Consider the following 17075-nt stretch of genomic DNA (forward strand, 5'->3'; position numbering starts at 1 on the left):
CGTGGCCGAGACCGTGTCGTCAGCGCAACCGACCGTTGAGCTGCGCCGGGCCGGCCTGGCCTACGGGGGCCGTCAGCTGTGGCAAAACATGGACCTCACCGTGGCGCCGGGTGAGTTCGTCGCCGTGCTCGGCCCCAATGGCAGCGGCAAGACCTCGCTGGTCAAGGGGCTGTTGGGGTTGACTCTGCTGTCCTCAGGATCAGTGCAGGTCTGCGGAGCCCCGCCGCGCCGGGGCAGCAGCGACATCGGCTACATCCCCCAGCAGAAGAGTTTCGACCGCGATTTGCCGATCCGGGGAATCGACCTGGTGCGCCTGGGCCTGGACGGGCACCGGTGGGGTATCGGGCTGCCGAGCCGGCGGCGGCGACGGCGGGTCGAGGAGGCGATCGCGTCCGTGGGCGCAACGCGTTTCGCACGCTCTCCCATCGGAAGCCTCTCGGGAGGAGAGCAGCAGCGGTTGCGCATCGCCCAAGCACTCGTGGGTGACCCGCAGCTGCTGCTGTGCGACGAACCGTTGCTGTCCCTGGATCTCAAGCACCAGCGCGAGGTCGTCGAGCAGATCGACGCCCAGCGCCGCACATCCGACATCTCGGTATTGTTCGTGACCCACGAGATCAACCCGATCATGGCCGTCGTGGATCGCGTCTTGTACCTGGTGGGCACTCGATGGGCGGTCGGAACACCGGCGGAGATCTTCACCAGCGCAAAGCTTTCCGAGCTGTATCAAACAGACGTCGAGGTGCTGGAGGCGGGCGGGCGCATCGTCGTCGTCGGTGCACCGGACAGCCAGCACGCCGAGGCCGGTAGTTCGCACTACCACCACCCTTTGGGCCAGGAGGTCATCGTCCGATGACGCTGTCGGACTACCTGACGGAAACCTTCGTCCGCAACGCGCTGATCGCCGCCACCCTGGTGGCGATCACCGCAGGGCTGATCGGGCCGGTGGTCATCATGCGCGACCTCGCGTTCGCCGTACACGGCACCGCCGAGTTGGCGTTCACCGGAGCCGCGGCAGGCCTGCTGGTGGCCGACGATCCGCTGCTGGGTGCACTGTTGGGCTCGATCGTGGTGGCAACTGCTTTCGGCTTCCTGGGGAACCGTGTACGCGAACGGAATTCGGCGATCGGGGTGATCTTGGCGTTCGGACTCGGCGTCGGTGTTTATCTGCTGTCGCTGTACAAAGGGTTCGCCACTGCGGCGACCAACATCCTGTTCGGGCAGATCTTCGGGGTGAGTCCCGGTCAGATCACCCTGCTCACGGCCATCGCGGTCGGTGTACTGATTGCAATGGTGCTGTTGTACCGGCCGCTGCTGTTCGCGTCGGTGGATCCCGAGCTGGCTGAGGCCCGCGGCGTGCGCACCCGGCTGGTCGGTCTGCTGTTCGTCTACGTCCTGGCGCTCACCGTCACCGAGGCCGCCCAGGTTGTCGGCACCTTGTTGGTCCTGAGCCTGGCCATCACGCCCGCAGCGGCGGCCAGCCGCCTCAGCGCTCGAACCCCGGTTGTCATCGGCATCTCGATCGCGTTTGCTCTGATCGCAGCCGATGGCGGCTTGGCGCTGAGCCTCATTCACTCGGACGTCAAAGCCAGTGTGTTCATCTCGGCGATCAGTTTCGCGTTCTATGTCCTTGCCCGAGTGGGCGCCCGGTGGATCCTGCCTGCACTCACCAGCCGCCGACATGCGTCGGGACATTCCGGCACCCGCGGCGAGACGATGCCGCATGCCCACGCGCGCGACCCGGCACCTGGCGGCGCTGGCGTAACGTCAGTGGCGACTTCTGAGCGAGGGGACGGGGTCGGATGATCGCGCACGGATTCTTCGCCAATGTTGCTGGAACTGTGGTTACCGGGGCTCTCGGGGCGGCCGCCTACGATGCGTTGCGCCGGGTTGCTGCCAAGGCGCCCGTCCACGAGGCTGCCGCAATCTCGTCGACCTGGCCAGCAACACCGTGAGACGCCGGTTTCGATCAGGCGTCTGCAAACCAGTAGATAGATGAATCGTCATCGGCCCACGCCGACGCTGCACATGGAGACTTGCACAACCGTAGGGTTCTAGGAACCGCCACGAAGATGACAAAATCTCATCCGCCATCATGATGACAATCCCGCAAGGCCGCGTGTAGAGGCGTCCCGATCCGCCGCGCAGAGTGACAACCTACATCGGGCGTCGCGTCAGCGGCACCACCGATGCGGCCAACGCACCCACGCTGATCAGCGCCAGCAACTGAACGCCCCAGGAGTGGCCGAGGTATCCGTCGACCGAGCGCCACGGGTATCGGCTGAGCGCCGCACCCGCCAGGATCAGCCCGCCAGCGGCGGCGCCGACCGTGACCCGGTCCGACGACTTCGGTGGCAGGAACCGGCGCAGCGCGATGCAGGCGGCCATCACCACCGCTCCCACGGGGCCTGCGGCGACGAATCCGACTGCGAGGACGGCGAGTCCGGCCACCAGAGTGTTGGGCTGCCATGGGCGCGCCGGTTCGCTGGATGGCACCTTCCTTCGGACGGGAAGCCAGGCCAGCAGGGCGAGCAACGGCAGCAGCGCCAGGCCGCCGAACAACCCGATGCGGTAGGTGGTGTTCGAGGCGAACTCCAGAACGATCGGGCCGGACGTGCCCGGCGGAACGACCCAGCCCTGTTGCCAGCCGTTGACCGTCACCGGGGTCAGGGTGGATCCGTCGGGTGCGTGCGCCCGCCATCCCGGGTTGATGCTCTCGGGCACCACCAGCACCTGAGCCGTCGGGGATGCGCTGACGTCGACCTCGCGGTGATCGGAGGCCCAGCGTCCAGTCTTGGCCGGGGTGGCGGGGGCGCCGCGCACCTGCGCGGCGAGCGGGCCCGCCAACTGGACTCCGTCGACGACGAACGCCGGACCGGGGCTGACCAGAAACTCCTGCTCGCCAGGCGGCAGGGCGATCGGTGCGGTCTGGCATGGCCGTGCGGGGATGGGTTCGTCGTCGAGCAGGGCGCCGACGGTGGTGGTGACCGACGTCTGTACGAACTGCCCTGCGATGGCGATGATCGGGCCACGCCCACACGGCAGCGAGATGGTCCTGGCCCGGTTGCGCGTCGGATCGGCGGCGGCGATGGGCGCTCCACGAGCGTCGAGTGCCGTGACCTCGGCCAAGCCGGGTGGCTTGAGCTGGTCGAAACCCAGTGCGGTGCGGTCGATTACGTCGTCCCAGTCCAGGATCGACAACTTGATGGTGTCGGTCACCCTTGGGCGCAACGGCACCGTCTGTGCACCGCCGTCGGGGTCGAGCCGACGGACCTGCGGCCCGTCGCCGAGGTCGACGGCGACCATCTTCGGGTGCGCGGGCAGCGGCGACGCGCTCGGCGTCAGACGCAGCGCGGTGACCTCCGTCGGGGCGGGTAGCCGGACCTGGAGGTTGGGTGCGGTCCGGTACTGCACCACGTTCTGCTGCGCGGTCCACGCGGTGCGGGGATCGCCGTCGGTGGCGGCGTAGGTCGAACCGAGCACGTCGATCGGGTCGGCGTCGCCCACCGCGTACGTCGTGCCCGGCGGTCTGATCAGGTCGGCCAGGTTGGGGCCCTGCCGCGCGCGCAGCCACACCGTCGGCACCACCTGGGTGGCTTCCGGCACGGTCAGAGTGCGGCTCAAGTTGACCGGTTCCTCTGGCGATGACGCCATGGCCGCGGCGCACAGCACGCCGACGGGGCCGTCCGCGCAACCGGGGCGGCCGAGCAGATCAGAACCCAGATCCCATTGCGCGACAGTCGATCCCGGTGGCGGGCCAGGCACCATGACGGTGTGCCGCAGGCTCACCTGGTGGGCGAACCCCGACGCGTCGTACTGGGTGACGGTGAAGTCGGTGATGCCGAACTGAACCCCCGGCGAGCCGTCATTGGTGCCGACCGCGGTGAACCGGACCCACGGGGTCTCGCCGTACGGCAGGGCGGCGGTGAGCGGCTTGCCTGGTTCGTCGAACCGAATCGTGCTGGTGCCGTTGGCGGTGGCCACCTCGATGCGGCGGACCTGCGCGCCGACCGCGGTGGCGCTCGGGGTGATGGTGATCGTCGCGTTCGCGATCGGATGGTCGAAGTCGACCTGCAGCCACTGTCCGACGGCGGATTGCAGGGCGCTGGACACCCAACTGGTCGACGAGTCCCCGTCGATGGCCGCGGCGGGACCAAGTGCTGTGGCGACGTTGGGCAGCGACGTCGAGTCGGCTGCCGAACTCGACGTCGAAAGCCTTCCACCAGGCCACTTTCCGTAGACGAGGTCGGCGCCTCCCGCCGGGTAGTCGAGGACCCGGTTGAAGGTGTGTCTGATGTCGCCGGGGGCGCGGATCGCCGAGGAGTGGTCGTCGACGCGGCCGTAGTCGGTCTCGCGCGCGAGCGGGCTGTCGGTGACGGTGACGACAGGGGCGGGCAACCCGGCGCGTTCGGCGTCGGTGGTGAGCAACATCGGGCCTAGCGGTGGTTGCCCGAGCAGGCGTCTGCGCTCGTCGAGTCGCAGCAGCGCCTCCGGTCCGCCGTCGACGCGGGCCATCGCGTCGGCGTCGGTGAGGTACGGCTGGGTGGGCACAGAATTCGGTCCAGAGGCGTCCACGCGGTAGATCTCCACTGCCGGGTAGCGTGGCCGCAGCCCGCTGTCGGTGATGAACCCCTCCAGCGTTCCCGGGCCGACCGGATCGCCGAACTGCGCCACCTTCGTCAGGCCCGGCGATCCGTCGATGGTGCGGTGAACCAGCAACGGGCGTGCCGAACGCGATGTGTCGGGGTCCAGGTCGTTGCGCATCACGACATACGAAATACCTTGCCGCGCAAGGGTATCGGCGAGACCTGCGGACGGGCGCCCGGCGGCGAACAGACGTTGCACCGAGTCAAGCGCGCGGATGGTCTGCGGCGGTGTCAGCGGAATCGAATCGCGAACCCCCCACGGGCTGTCGCCGAGAACCTGCAGCGGTTCGTCGTGACTGTTGCCCCACGTCTCAGTGGCGAAGGGGGCGCCTGGCACGACAAGCACCCGGCCCCGGTCTGCATTGTGCGAGTCGAGCCAGTCGGCGGTGTCATGCCAGTACTGCGGGATCGCCGTGAACGTGCCAGGCGGAGCGAGCCGGCCCGTCCATGCCAACGACGTGCCCGCTGCGAGCGCGACGAGCACGACGATGCCGACGGCCACCCGCTTGTCGCGTTCGGGATGTGCGTAAGCGCTCACCAACTGACGTCGTGGCATGCTGCCCGGCAGCGGAACGCGGCTCAACAGATGGGCAAGGCCGAGCGCGATCGGAAGCCGGATCAGCGGCTCGAGCTTGTGCACGTTGCGCACCGGGGTGCCCGCCGCGTCGAGGAACGTCTGCACCTGGTGGGCGAAGGGCGACCCGAGGCCACCGGAGTAGCTCACCACCAGCAGTGCCAAGCCGACCAGGAGCACCGTGATCAGCCGACCCCGCGCAGGCATGGTCCGCATCGCAAGGCCTGCCAGTCCCGCCGCGGCAACCAGCGTCGTCGCCAGGACCGCCACCGAACCCGTCACCAGCGACGAACTCGCCGTCGCGTTGGGCGAGACGAAGGGGGTCCAGCTGTAGGTTCCGCGCAGGATTTCGGTCAGCGACAGCCATTGCGTGGTGACGCCGGAGGATTCGATGAAGTCGAGGAACGGCGGGCTGACCCGGCCGAGCAGCACCAGCGCGACCACCCACCAGAGCACCGCGAGCACCGTGCACGCCGCCCACCACGCGGTGAACCGCCACCACGATTTGTTCGGCCGGTGTGCGGCCCACCAGATCACCGCGGCCAGACACGCGGTCAGGGTGGCCACCGCGTTGACCGCCCCCATCAAGGCGACCGCCACCGCCGAGCGGGCGGCCAGTACCCGCACTCGGGGATCGCCTCGCAGGGCCAGGATCACCGGTAGCAGCACCCACGGCGCCAGCATCATCGGCAGCGTCTCCGACGAGATCGCGCCGAGCGTGGTCAGCACGCGCGGGGACAACACGAACGCCAATCCGGCGATCACCCGGGACGAGGTGGTGCCGATGCCAAGCGCCTCCGCGACGCGCAGCAGACCCCAGAATCCGGCCATGAGTAGTAGTGCCCACCACAGCCGCTGCGTCACCCAGCCAGGCAGCCCGAGCACATCACCGGCGAGGAAGAAGGCCCCGTGCGGAAAGAGGTAGCCGTAGGCCTGGTTCTGCGACTGGCCGAACGGCAGGTCGCTGTTCCACAGATTCGCCGCGCGCGCGAGGAAGCGCAGCGGGTTGGCGGTGAGATCAAGTTTGGTGTCGGGGGAGATCTGTCCTGGCGACTGCGCGAACGCGAGGATCAGTGCTGCGGCAGCGACCACCCACAGCCAGCGCCGCGCCAGGGGCGCGACCACGGAGCTAACCTCTGTCGCCGTACTCGACCCTGTTGAGTACCGACGACGCGGGGTCACCGGCCTGGACGGGGGGCTTGGTGTCTTGCTGGACCATCAGCGTCAAACCGAATACGGCGGCCGCGCCGAGCAGAAGTCCGACGACGACGCTCGCGGCGGCGGGCAAGACGAAGCGGTCCACCGGGCCAAGGTAGCACGCGTCCCCACTAGTCTCGGGTGTCATGTCCATGCCCCGCGCCGTGTGTGCGCTGATGGCCCTTTCGGGTCTGCTGCTGGCTTGCTCGCCGGCCGCCGAGCCCGCTGCGACGCCCCCATCGCCCGGCTCTACCTCGTCGAACGCGCCGTCGACCAGCCAACCACCCGCCGCAACATTGGGGTGCGACATCGCGACGTGGCCGACCCGCGACAAGCTGGCCCAGTTGCTGGTCGTCGGTGTCACGGGTGCCGACGACGCTCGCGCGGTCGTCGCCAACCACCACGTCGGCGGCATCATGATCGGCAGCTGGACCGACCTCTCGATGCTGACCGACGGCTCGTTGCCCGGCATCGCCAGTTCGGGCGGGCCGCTGCCGCTCGCGGTCAGCGTCGACGAAGAGGGTGGCCGGGTTTCCCGGCTCAAGAGCATCATCGGACCGCAGCCATCGGCGCGGGTGCTGGCCGCGACGCACACCCCCGACGAGGTGTATGCCATCGCGCTGGACCGCGGTCACGAGATGCGTGGCCTCGGCATCACGATCGACTTCGCGCCCGTCGCCGACGTGACGACCGAGCCCGACGACGAGGTGATCGGCGACAGGTCCTTCGGTTCCGACCCGGCGAAGGTGACGGAGTACGCAGGCGCCTACGCCCGAGGCCTGCGTGACGCCGGCATACTGCCGGTGCTCAAGCACTTCCCCGGACACGGCCACGGCTCGGGTGATTCGCACACCGGCGCCGTGACGACGCCGCCGTTGACCGATCTGATGAACGACGATCTGGTGCCGTATCGCACGCTGACCACCGCGGCTCCGGTCGCCGTCATGGTCGGGCATCTCGAGGTGCCCGGGCTGACCGGTACCGACCCGGCCAGCCTGAGCCCGGCGGCGTACCAGCTGCTGCGCTCCGGCGGCTACGGCGGACCGCCGTTCAACGGCCTGGTGTTCACCGATGACATCTCCAGCATGGCCGCGGTCAATCAGCGCTACGGCGTCTCCGAGGCGGCACTGAAGGCGTTCCAAGCCGGTGCCGACGTGGCCCTGTGGACCACCACCGACGAGGTCCCCGCCGCCCTGGACCGCCTCGAACAGGCCGTGGCTGCAGGCGAATTGAACATGTCGACGGTGGATGCATCTCTGCAGCGGGTCGCGGCGATGAAGGGTCCACCCCACTGCGGAGGTTGACCCTCAGCGGACGACCAAGACCTGCTCCATCGTGGGATCCGATGCGCTGATCGGATTTCCGGCGTTGCGCAATGCCAGCAGGAGGTCGATGACGTCCGCGTCGAGCCGTTCACCGGGCATGACGAGGGGGATACCCGGCGGGTAGGGCGTGATGGCCTCGGCCGCGATCCGTCCGGCCGTGGCCTGCAGCGACACCGCCTCGTCGGCTGCGAAGAACGCCTCCCGCGGCGTGAGGACCGTCTCCGGACGCACGGCGAGCAGATCTCCGATCAACCCGGTCTTGGCGCCCGCACTCGTCCTGCCTGCGTGCCTCGCAACTTCGGCAAACCCGGCGACCAACCGCTCGAAGTCCTCGTCGGTATTGCCGATCGTGCTGATGCACAACACATGTCCGGTGCCGCTCAACTCCGGCTGGACGCCGTGCACGCGGTTGAGTCGCTCGACGATGCCCCGGGCGTCGGCCGCAAGACCGGACGTTCCGATGAGCAGTTTGGTCTCGTCGAGTTGGTGCAGCCCGGTGCCCGCGCCTGCGAGATCGTCGGGGCGCAGCACCCGCAGCCCCGGGATGGCGGCCAGCCGGGTCGCCGCGTTCCTCGCCCGCTGAAGGGCTTGGTCGAGCAGGTCGCGGCCGTGCAGCATCATCTCTCGCCGGGCGAGGTCGATCGACGCCATGATCGCGAAGTGCGGGCTGGTGGTCTGGACCAGCTGTAGACCCCTGCGCACCGACGCGGGATCGAGCACCTCGGGGTCGATGTGCAGCACCGCGGCCTGGCTCAAGCCGGACAGGATTTTGTGCACGGACTGCACGGTCGCTGCGGCACCGGCACTTTCACCTGGGGTCGGCAGATCCGGATGGAACGCGAAGTGCGGCGAATGGGCGCCGTCGACGAGCAGCGTGGCGTCGTGACGACGGGACAGTTCGGCCAGCGCTGCGATGTCGCCGGTGGTGCCGTAATACGTTGGGTGCAGCACCCACAACGCCTTGGCGCCGCTGTCACGGAACGCCCGCTCGACGACGTCGGCGTCGATACCGTGCGCGACACCGAACCGGTCGTCCCAGCGGGGTTCCAGCCAGACCGGCCTTGCGCCGACCTGCACCAGCCCCGCCAGCACGGACTTGTGCGCGTTGCGGGCGATCAGTACCGGTTCGTCGGGCCGAAGCGCCGAGAGCGCGACGGTGATGTTGCCGCTCGTCGACCCCTGAACCAGGATGAAGCTCTGGCCGACACCCCACGCATCGGCGATCAGGCGCTCGGCCTCGAGGATCGGCCCTTCAGGGCAGTGCAGCGTGTCGGTATCCGGCAGGTTGTTGAGGTCGATCGCCGCGATGTGATCGCGGAACCACGGGTCCAGCGTTCGGCCACCCTTGTGGCCAGGGCTGTAGAACGGCGCCTGCTCGCGTTCGACGAACTGACGGAGCGACTCGAAAAGCGGTGCGGTGTCATGTTTCACAATGAATACACCCGCTCGGCGTTGTGCACGGCGATCATGTCGACGATCCGGATCGCGTCCTGCTCGGTGCAGTCCCCGGTACGCACCCAGCCGCCGAGCACCTGCCCCATCGCACGCCGCCACAGCACCGAGCCGAGTACGTGGAGTTCGGGTGGCCCGAACGCGTCGGACGAGTACAGCTGCTTGGCGAACGGCGCGGTCTCGAGTGCCTCGGCGACCAGCCCGGTCGAACGGACCCCGAGGTAGTTGATGGCAAGTCCCACATCGAAGTTCACGTTGTCGAAGGACTGAGCGAGATAGCCGGCCTGCCGATGGAACGGATAGCAGTGCAGAAGAAGTACCGGGACGGGCGCCATCGTGCGCAGCAGCGGCAGCAGCAACATCGGATCGGTGCGATGCAGGTCCAGATCGCGGTCCCCGAAGCCGACGTGCACCTGGATCGGCAGCCCGTGTGCGGCCGCCTCGTGCACGGCGAACGCGATCAGCACCGGGCTGTCGAGCCGCAGCGGGTGCGCCCGGCCTGCCAGTTCGCGTGCTTCGGCGACGACGTCGGCGTCGCTCGGTTGCGTCCAGTCGATGTTGAAACCGGTGCGGTAGGCCGAAATCGTCTTGGTACCAACCACGTCCGGCGAGTCCGCCGCAGCCCGCAATGCCGACCGGAAGGCGCCGGGAAAGTCGTCGGGCGACGTCCCGCTCTCCAGCAGGTCCTCAGCGAGGCGCTCGAGGCGCAGGATCTCCGACGACGGGGCACCGCTTAGCTCGGTGAGCCGCTGGGGCAGCGTGATCATGTCCCCCTTGAACCCGGTGTCGACGATCCAGCGCGACACGCCAGCGGCGGGCAGCATCAGCTTGGCCAGCTCGTCGGGTGTCGACTCGGCGCGGGCCGCCCAGTAGTCGTCGGCACTGGCCAGCGCATCGAGTCCGAGCAGCGGTGCGCACCAGCGCCGGATGGAAAGGCCCAGCGGCGAATCGAATTGGGACATGAAGGCAGGTACTGGGTCGGTGGACCCCTCGTTGATCGATGCCTCGAAATCGTCTCGGTCGAGGGGCGCGGTGAAGACGCCGTGCACGTGGTGATCGATCAGCGCGACGCCGCGCAGATGATCGGCCAGCGCGTGCGGCACCTCGGCCGCTACCCCGCCGAAGACGTCCTGCACTTCACCAACCGGCATACTTCGCGACCTCCATGGCATCCACTCTGCCAGCCGCCGCATCGGAGATGGCCGCGCCGAGTATCTCGACCGCGCGGGCCGCCTCGGTGTCGGTGAGCACCAGCGGTGGCGTGATCTCCAGGACGTTGCCGCCAACGTAGTAGACGACCGCACCCAACTCCCAGGCACGGTAGACCACGTTCGCGGCGAGATGGGGATCGCGGTCGCCGGTGTGCGGGTCGACGAGTTCGAGGCCGATCGCCAGGCCGCGCCCGCGAACGTCGCCGATGCGCTCGGAGCCCGGTGATCCGGCCAGCGCGCTCAGCCCGTCGGCCAGCAGCGCCCCCACGGTCGCGGCGCGCTCGGCCAGTCGATCGCCGACGATGGTGGCCAATACGGCGCGTCCTGCTGCCGTGCACACCGGATTGCCCGCAGTGGTGAGAAGTGCTGCGGCGGGCGGGAAGTCGAGCAGTTCCGCCGGCCCCACCGCCGCCGACAACGGCAGACCACCGCCGAGCACCTTGCCGAACGTGACGATGTCTGGCGCGATGCCGTCGTGGTCGAAGGCGTGCAGCGTTCCCGGTCGGCCCAGCCCCATCTTGACCTCGTCGCAGATCATCGGGACTCCGTGCCTGCGGCAGAGTTCGTGCAGGCGGGCGAGGAAGCCGTCGGGCGGCACGATCAAGCCGCCGTCGGACAGGATCGGCTCGACGATCAGGCACGCGATGGAGCCGCCGGCCAGATGCTGCTCCGCCAGGTCCAGACAGGCGGTCACGTCCTCGTCGACCCCGCCCAGGCCGGGCCGAAAGGGGTTGGGATACGGCAGGAAGACGACGTCGGGGTCCGGTGGCGAACCTGCGTCGACGTGCACGCCAGACACACCCATCGCCACGCCGACACCGCCGTGGTAGCTGTGCTCGAACGCGATGATGGTGCGCCGCCCGGTGGCATGCCTGCAGGCCCGAAGTGCGACGTCGTTGGCGTCAGAGCCCGCGTGCCCCAGATAGACTCGCCGTTCGCCGCTACCGGGGACCAGCGCGAGCAGGTCCTCGGCGAGGCCAACCGAATCGGGGTGGACGGCGGACAAGCCGCCGGATCCCGGCGCCGTCCGCACTGCCCGAGTCACGGCCTCCACGACGGCTGGGTGGCCGTGTCCGAGGCCGGACGCCGTCCAGGTCGCCGACAGGTCGAGCAACTCGCGCCCGTCGGGCGTGACCAGAGTTGAGCCGTGGCCGGAGACCACCTCCAGCGGGAAGAAGCGCAGCTTCTCGATTCCCGCGATCGCCGCCTCGTCGCGGTCGTACAGCGCGCTCACTCCGCATGCACCGGAGGGGTGTTCGCCAGCTCTGCGGCCAGCGACTCCCCAACGCGTTTCGCAATCCCAGAGGCGGCGATGGCGATCACCAACCCAACGGCGCACCAATACAATCCGAGCAACGGGGCATCCAACCAGGTCTGCGCACCCTTGACGTTGAACCACAACACCACCGCGATCACCACGGCTCCAAGGGTCGGCAACACGAGGCCCAGAATCTTGCCCTTGCCGCCGTGCACGTCGGTAAATTTGGGAGCGCCGACGAACCACACTGCCGCCACCTCGACGAGCAGATAGCAGACCATCAGGCACACCGAACCGGCCACGGCGAACAGGAAGTAGGTGTTGATCGCATCGTTGCCGGTACCCATGTCGGGCCAGCCAAGAGCACCGCAGATGAGGACGACCACCAACGCGGCCCCGACCACCAGCCAGGTGGCGCGACGGGGACCGCCCGTTCCGGCGTGGATGTGCGCCAACGCCTTCGGGCCGAAGCCGTCGCGCCCGAACGCGTAGAGCATCCGACCGGACGTCGCCGCGCAGGCCAGGTGACAGCCGAACGCCGACACGATCGCGGTGAAGATGATCAGCAGGCTGAACCACTGACCGACGTAGCTACTGCCCAAGTCCCCCAACGTGTTTCCGGAATTCTGGAAGGCGTCGAGCCCGGCCTGATCAGTTCCGAAACCGACGACCTGGGCGAACATCACGACGACGAACAGCACGCCGGTCAGGATCAATGTCCCGGCCAGCGCCCGCGGGATGTTGCGGCCAGGATCGTCGGTTTCCTCGCCCATCGACGCGCACGCCTCGAAACCTGCCCATGAGAGGAAGGCCGCGACGACGGCGCTCAGTACGGCCGAGGCGGACACGCCGTCGAACGAGAACGCGCTGAAATCGACCCCGGTCGTCGGGGCACCGCCCTTCGCGAAGATCACCACCACCAGCACGATCATCGACAGGATGCCGATGCCCTCGATGGCGAGCAGGATCTTCGCCAGCAGCCGGATGTCGCGGCCGGACAATAGGAATGAGATGACGGCGCCCACGACGACGACGATCAACCACGGCAGCTGGTATGGGTGGTCGTTGCCCGCCTGCAGTTCAGCGATGAACGCGTTGACGAACGCGGCGGTCAAGGCCAGGGTCCCGATGGCGAAACCCCAGTAGGCCCCGAGCATCGCGAAGCCGGAGAAGAATCCGGTCCTCGGCCCGATCGTGCCGCCGACCAATCCGTACGCCGACCCGGCGTGGTTGAGGTGGCGGGTCAGCCGGACGAAGCTATAGCCGACCAGCGACACACCGATCAGGCCGATCACGAACACCAGTGGAATGGCCTTGCCGACGGTACCGATCAGGCCCTGACCGTTCCCTGACATCGCCAGGGTCGGCCCCACCAGGGCGACGGACAACGCCAATGCCACCCAGAACGGCAAGCGGCGGTGCGGAAGTCGATCGGCGCCCTCTGATTGACCAGCCGACACGTTGGTACTCATGATGTCTCCTTCTCGTGCACTTTGTGCTCCTCGCGTCCGCAGCAGGCTCAACAGCTCCAGGCCAGGCGCAGCGCCCGGGTGGTGTCCGCAGGCGGCAGCCCGCCGTACGTGGTGATCTCGTACCGTCGCACCGCAACCAGCGCGTCGATGACTTCCGGCGAGAGCAACTCAGCGGCGATCGCCGAGCCCTCCATGGCGTCGATCGCGGCGGCCTGGTCGATCGGCAGCGGCGGTGGTGTCGCGCCCGAGCGCGCCGGAGCGTCGGGTACCTCGCCTGGCAGCTCGAGCTCGCGATCGATGCCCCGCACTGCGCTGCCGAGGAGCGCCGTGGCGGCAAGGTACGGGTTGGCGCTCGGGTCGATGAGCTTGAGTTCGGCATTGGCGCCGTGCGGGTTACCTGGCGTGGCCGCGATGAACCGGACCGCCGCCTCGCGGTTCTCCAGACCCCAGCACGCCGCCGCGCCTGCCCAGTTGCCGGGCTTGAGACGCAGTGACGACAACACCGAACCGGCGTAGACGCCAAGCAGATCCGGCAGGGTGTCGATGATCCCGGCGATGGCGGAACCGCCTGCAGGCCGCATCCCGTACGGGCCGTCGCCGCCGCCGAACAACGGGCCTTGCTCGTCGACCAAGGACAGGTGCAGGTGTGCGCCGTTGCCGGCCCCTCCTTCGAAGGGCACCGGGGAGAACGAGATCTGCAGTCCGTGCCTGGCGGCGGCCCGCCCGATCACGATCCGCGCGCGGATCACGGCATCGGCCGTGGCGACGGGGGTGTCCGGCGCCAGTGAGACCTCGATCTGGTCGTGGCCGTACTCGGTGTGGATCTGTTCGATGCTGAGCCCGGCCCGCTCGGCCGAAGTGGCGAGGTCAACGAGGAATGCGGAGCGCTCGAGCGACGTGCGGATGCCGTACGGCGACCACGGCGCCGTCGTTGCGGGACTGCCGTCGAGGGCGACCAACGTGCACTCGAGTTCCGCACCGAGCTTGACGCTCAGCCCGCGGTCCGCCGCGGCCCGTTCGGTGGCCGCCAGGATCGAGCGCGCGCACAGCGGCGACGGGTGGCCGTGCTGGTCGTCGAGATTGCCTGGCGCCCAGGCCACCCCGTCGTCGACCACCCGGACGTTGGCCGGATCGATGCGTATCCTCAGGTCACCGGCGACGCCGATGGTTGGCGTGAAGGCGATACCGCTGTCGACGCAGAACACGCTCCACGACGGTGACACGCCCATCCCCGAGCGCTGGAAGTCGCCGAGTCGCCGTAGCGGCACGTACTTGGCCCTCGTGACGCCTGCCAGATCGGTCACCGAACCGGCGACGAGTTCCACCCCGTCGGCGCGCAGTTCCTCGATGCGATCGTCGCTCGACACCGGCATCCAACCTCCTCCTCCGTGTGACAGGGCTCCGGGTGAGAGCGCAATGTGCGTCTTCGAGAAAGCTATGTCATGAATGTTTCAGATTCTTTAAAATACTCCGATTAGGATCGATTCATAAGATCTAGACAGGGGGAAGTCTGATGTGCCGGCTGCTGGGTGTCGTCTCCGCAACACCGATCACCGTCGCCGACGCCGTCGGCGACAGTGTGCTGAAGGACTTCGTCGCGCTGACCAAGGTGCACGGCGACGGCTGGGGTATCGCGGCCGTCGACGAACGAGGCGACGATCCGCACGCCACGGTCTCGGCGGGCAGCGCACTGGACGACCCGGCCTTCACCGCGGTCACACACGATCAGCGGGCCGTCGCCGCCATCGTCCACCTGCGCTGGGCCACCAGTGGACTTGCGGTGCAGCCGCAGAACTCCCACCCCTTCGTTGCCGACGGAATAGCCATGGCGCACAACGGTTCCATCAAGCCGATGGGACTGCTGGACGGCCTCCTCGAACCCGAGGTCGCCGCGTCGCTGCGCGGTACCACCGACAGCGAGCGCTACTTCGGACTGATCCGCCAGCACCGCAGTGTGGCACCGAATCTCGCCGAGGCCGTCCGGCGGGCGGTGACGCAACTGCGCCAGATCTACCCCGATGCCAGCCTGAACGCGCTCCTTCTCGGCGAGGACCAGCTGATCGTCGTCCACGCACATGCCAAGAGCCAGTTGGTCGACGAGGACATCGAGGAGATCACTGCCGCCGACTTGCCTGCCGAGCACCTCGAGGACTACTTCGCGCTGCGGTCGACGCGCACCGACGACGGCACCCTGATCGTCGGATCCACCGGCTTCGGCGACCTTGCGTGGGAACCGTTGCCGCCGGAGTGCGTCGTCGCCATCTCCCTGGCGGACTCGTCCATGACAGAGCATCCCCTCGGATGACGGCAGGAGAGAGCGTGGCCACCCGCGCCAATGCGGCGCTTCCAGCGCTGAGCCGCGCGGAACGACGGGTGGGACGCGCGCTGCTCGCGGACTATCCCAGTGCCGGGTTGGCCAGTGCCGCAAGGCTTGCCGAACGCGCCGAGGTCAGCCCGCCAACCGTGCTGAGGTTCGCCCAGTCGCTCGGCTACGACGGGTTCACCGACCTGCAGGTCGCGCTGCGCGCCGAGCTGACGGCGCAATCCAGCGGGCCGATCACCCGGCTGCCGGAGGCACCCGCGGCGGGTGGACTGCTCGACCGGCTGTTGCAGCAGGCCCGCGGCCAGAACGACCGCGCCATCGAGACGCTGGCCCTGCTTCCGGATTCGGCGTTGGAGGCCGCGGTGGCGCTCCTGTCGGATGTCGGTCGGCCGCTGCATCTGCACGGCGGGCGGTTCTCGCACCTCCTGGCGATGCATCTGGCCGCGCATCTCGAACAGCTGCGTCCCGGGGTGCGGTTGCTCGCCGATCCCAGTGGCCGCGACCTCGGCACGATGATGGAGCTGACCCGCAGGGACGTCGTCGTGCTGTTCGACTATCACCGGTATCAACGCAGCTCGGAGGAGCTGGCCGCCACCGTGCATCGTGCCGGTGCCACCATCTTGCTGATCACCGACGACCTCGCCTGCCCGGTGGCCCCCGAGGCCGAGGTCGTGCTCGCAGCGTCGAGCACCGTCGGCACGGTCTACCAGAGCATGGCGGCGGGTTTCCTCCTGACCGAGCTCCTCATCCCGCTGGTCATGGATGCCATCGGTGAACCCGCGCGCACCCGCATGGCGTTGTGGGAGGAGCAGCGCCGCGCCGAACTGTTGCCCTGAGCGCTCCATTGCATACCCTGATCAAATGGCCGGAGGGACGAAGCGCTTACCGCGCGCCGTGCGTGAGCAGCAGATGCTCGACGCCGCGGTGCAGATGTTCTCGGTCAACGGCTATCACGAGACCTCGATGGACGCGATCGCCGCGCAGGCCGAGATCTCCAAGCCGATGCTCTACCTCTATTACGGGTCGAAGGAAGAGTTGTTCGGTGCGTGCCTGAACCGTGAACTGGGTCGCTTCGTCGAGAAGGTGCGTGCCGACATCGACTTCACTCAGAATCCAAAGACATTGCTGCGCAACGCCGTGGTGTCGTTCCTGAGCTACATCGATGCCAACAGGGCGTCGTGGATGGTGCTCTACACCCAGGCCACCAGTTCGCAGGCGTTTGCCCACACCGTGCGTGAGGGTCGCGAGCGGATCATCGACCTGGTGGGCAGGCTGCTGCTGTCGGGCACTCGGCACCCCGAGCCGGACACCGACTTCGACATGATGGCCGTCGCACTGGTGGGCGCGGGAGAGGCGGTGGCCACTCGGGTCAGCACCGGCGACGCCGACGTCAACGAGGCTGCCGAGTTGATGATCAACCTGTTCTGGCGGGGGTTGAAGGGCAGGCCATCCGATACCGGCGGGCAGGAGCGCAGCGACTTGGGGATTGACACCGGGGCGGCTGATTCAGCTCCCATCGATCCGGCCGCTGCCGCCAGCTGAGCACTCGCTCCCATCGCTTCCGCGGCGTTAGAATGTTATTGACTTTTTAAGTAGTTAACACGATGGTGTACGCAAGAA

The 17075-nt window shown here is 68.2% G+C and carries 14 protein-coding genes; 7 read left to right on the forward strand and 7 right to left on the reverse strand.

The genetic code is table 11. The annotated features are described in order from the left end of the window. Position 1: 1 nt before the first annotated feature. From HNP02_RS16805 to HNP02_RS16815, 3 genes are read left to right on the forward strand one after another with little or no spacing between them, the layout of a single operon-like run. Positions 2-853, forward strand: a complete 852-nt coding sequence (locus HNP02_RS16805; RefSeq protein ID WP_309241585.1) for an ATP-binding cassette domain-containing protein — start codon at positions 2-4, stop codon at positions 851-853. Continuing rightward, entirely contained in the window at positions 850-1803 is a 954-nt protein-coding gene (locus HNP02_RS16810) for a metal ABC transporter permease (protein ID WP_184440373.1), read from the forward strand. Before HNP02_RS16805 ends, HNP02_RS16810 begins: the two co-directional genes overlap by 4 nt. Next, positions 1800-1952, forward strand: a complete 153-nt coding sequence (locus tag HNP02_RS16815) for a DUF1490 family protein (protein ID WP_184440375.1) — start codon at positions 1800-1802, stop codon at positions 1950-1952. Before HNP02_RS16810 ends, HNP02_RS16815 begins: the two co-directional genes overlap by 4 nt. 202 nt (positions 1953-2154) lie before the next feature. Here HNP02_RS16815 and HNP02_RS16820 read toward each other — a convergent pair whose 3' ends face one another. Together HNP02_RS16820 and HNP02_RS16825 are read right to left on the reverse strand one after the other, a co-directional pair. Further along, entirely contained in the window at positions 2155-6330 is a 4176-nt protein-coding gene (locus tag HNP02_RS16820) for an alpha-(1->3)-arabinofuranosyltransferase (RefSeq protein ID WP_184440812.1), read from the reverse strand. Between the two features lie 16 nt (positions 6331-6346). Next, on the reverse strand, positions 6347-6520 hold the full coding sequence (locus HNP02_RS16825; protein WP_184440377.1) for a DUF2613 domain-containing protein: 174 nt from the start codon (positions 6518-6520) through the stop codon (positions 6347-6349). A gap of 40 nt (positions 6521-6560) precedes the next feature. On the opposite strand from HNP02_RS16825, the gene HNP02_RS16830 reads away from it, so the two are divergent. Beyond that, positions 6561-7718, forward strand: a complete 1158-nt coding sequence (locus tag HNP02_RS16830) for a glycoside hydrolase family 3 N-terminal domain-containing protein (protein WP_184440379.1) — start codon at positions 6561-6563, stop codon at positions 7716-7718. Positions 7719-7721: 3 nt separating this feature from the next. Here the strand turns inward: HNP02_RS16830 and HNP02_RS16835 are convergent, their stop codons facing one another. Genes HNP02_RS16835 through HNP02_RS16855 form a run of 5 tightly spaced genes read right to left on the reverse strand, consistent with a single transcriptional unit; the run spans position 7722 to position 14505 of the window. Further along, entirely contained in the window at positions 7722-9170 is a 1449-nt protein-coding gene (locus tag HNP02_RS16835; protein ID WP_309241586.1) for an aminotransferase class I/II-fold pyridoxal phosphate-dependent enzyme, read from the reverse strand. Then, positions 9167-10342: an amidohydrolase family protein gene (locus tag HNP02_RS16840; RefSeq protein WP_184440381.1), complete on the reverse strand. Its 1176-nt coding sequence runs from the start codon at positions 10340-10342 to the stop codon at positions 9167-9169. The genes HNP02_RS16835 and HNP02_RS16840 overlap by 4 nt, the downstream gene beginning before the upstream one ends. Further along, a complete protein-coding gene (locus tag HNP02_RS16845) occupies positions 10329-11636 on the reverse strand; it encodes an aspartate aminotransferase family protein (protein WP_184440383.1) in 1308 nt (435 codons plus the stop codon). Before HNP02_RS16845 ends, HNP02_RS16840 begins: the two co-directional genes overlap by 14 nt. Continuing rightward, entirely contained in the window at positions 11633-13132 is a 1500-nt protein-coding gene (locus HNP02_RS16850; protein ID WP_184440385.1) for an APC family permease, read from the reverse strand. The genes HNP02_RS16845 and HNP02_RS16850 overlap by 4 nt, the downstream gene beginning before the upstream one ends. 47 nt (positions 13133-13179) lie before the next feature. Further along, a complete protein-coding gene (locus HNP02_RS16855) occupies positions 13180-14505 on the reverse strand; it encodes a glutamine synthetase family protein (protein WP_184440387.1) in 1326 nt (441 codons plus the stop codon). A 140-nt stretch (positions 14506-14645) separates the two neighbouring features. Here HNP02_RS16855 and HNP02_RS16860 point away from each other — a divergent pair, with 140 nt between their 5' ends. Genes HNP02_RS16860 through HNP02_RS16870 form a run of 3 tightly spaced genes read left to right on the forward strand, consistent with a single transcriptional unit; the run spans position 14646 to position 16997 of the window. Further along, positions 14646-15437, forward strand: coding sequence for a class II glutamine amidotransferase (locus HNP02_RS16860; protein ID WP_184440388.1), 792 nt, complete (start codon positions 14646-14648; stop codon positions 15435-15437). After that, entirely contained in the window at positions 15434-16291 is an 858-nt protein-coding gene (locus HNP02_RS16865) for a MurR/RpiR family transcriptional regulator (protein ID WP_184440390.1), read from the forward strand. Before HNP02_RS16860 ends, HNP02_RS16865 begins: the two co-directional genes overlap by 4 nt. Positions 16292-16316: 25 nt before the next feature. Further along, a complete protein-coding gene (locus HNP02_RS16870; protein ID WP_184440391.1) occupies positions 16317-16997 on the forward strand; it encodes a TetR/AcrR family transcriptional regulator in 681 nt (226 codons plus the stop codon). Positions 16998-17075 lie beyond the last annotated feature (78 nt).

It is taken from the genome of Mycobacterium sp. AZCC_0083, from assembly GCF_014202335.1.
Lineage (GTDB): Bacteria > Actinomycetota > Actinomycetes > Mycobacteriales > Mycobacteriaceae > Mycobacterium.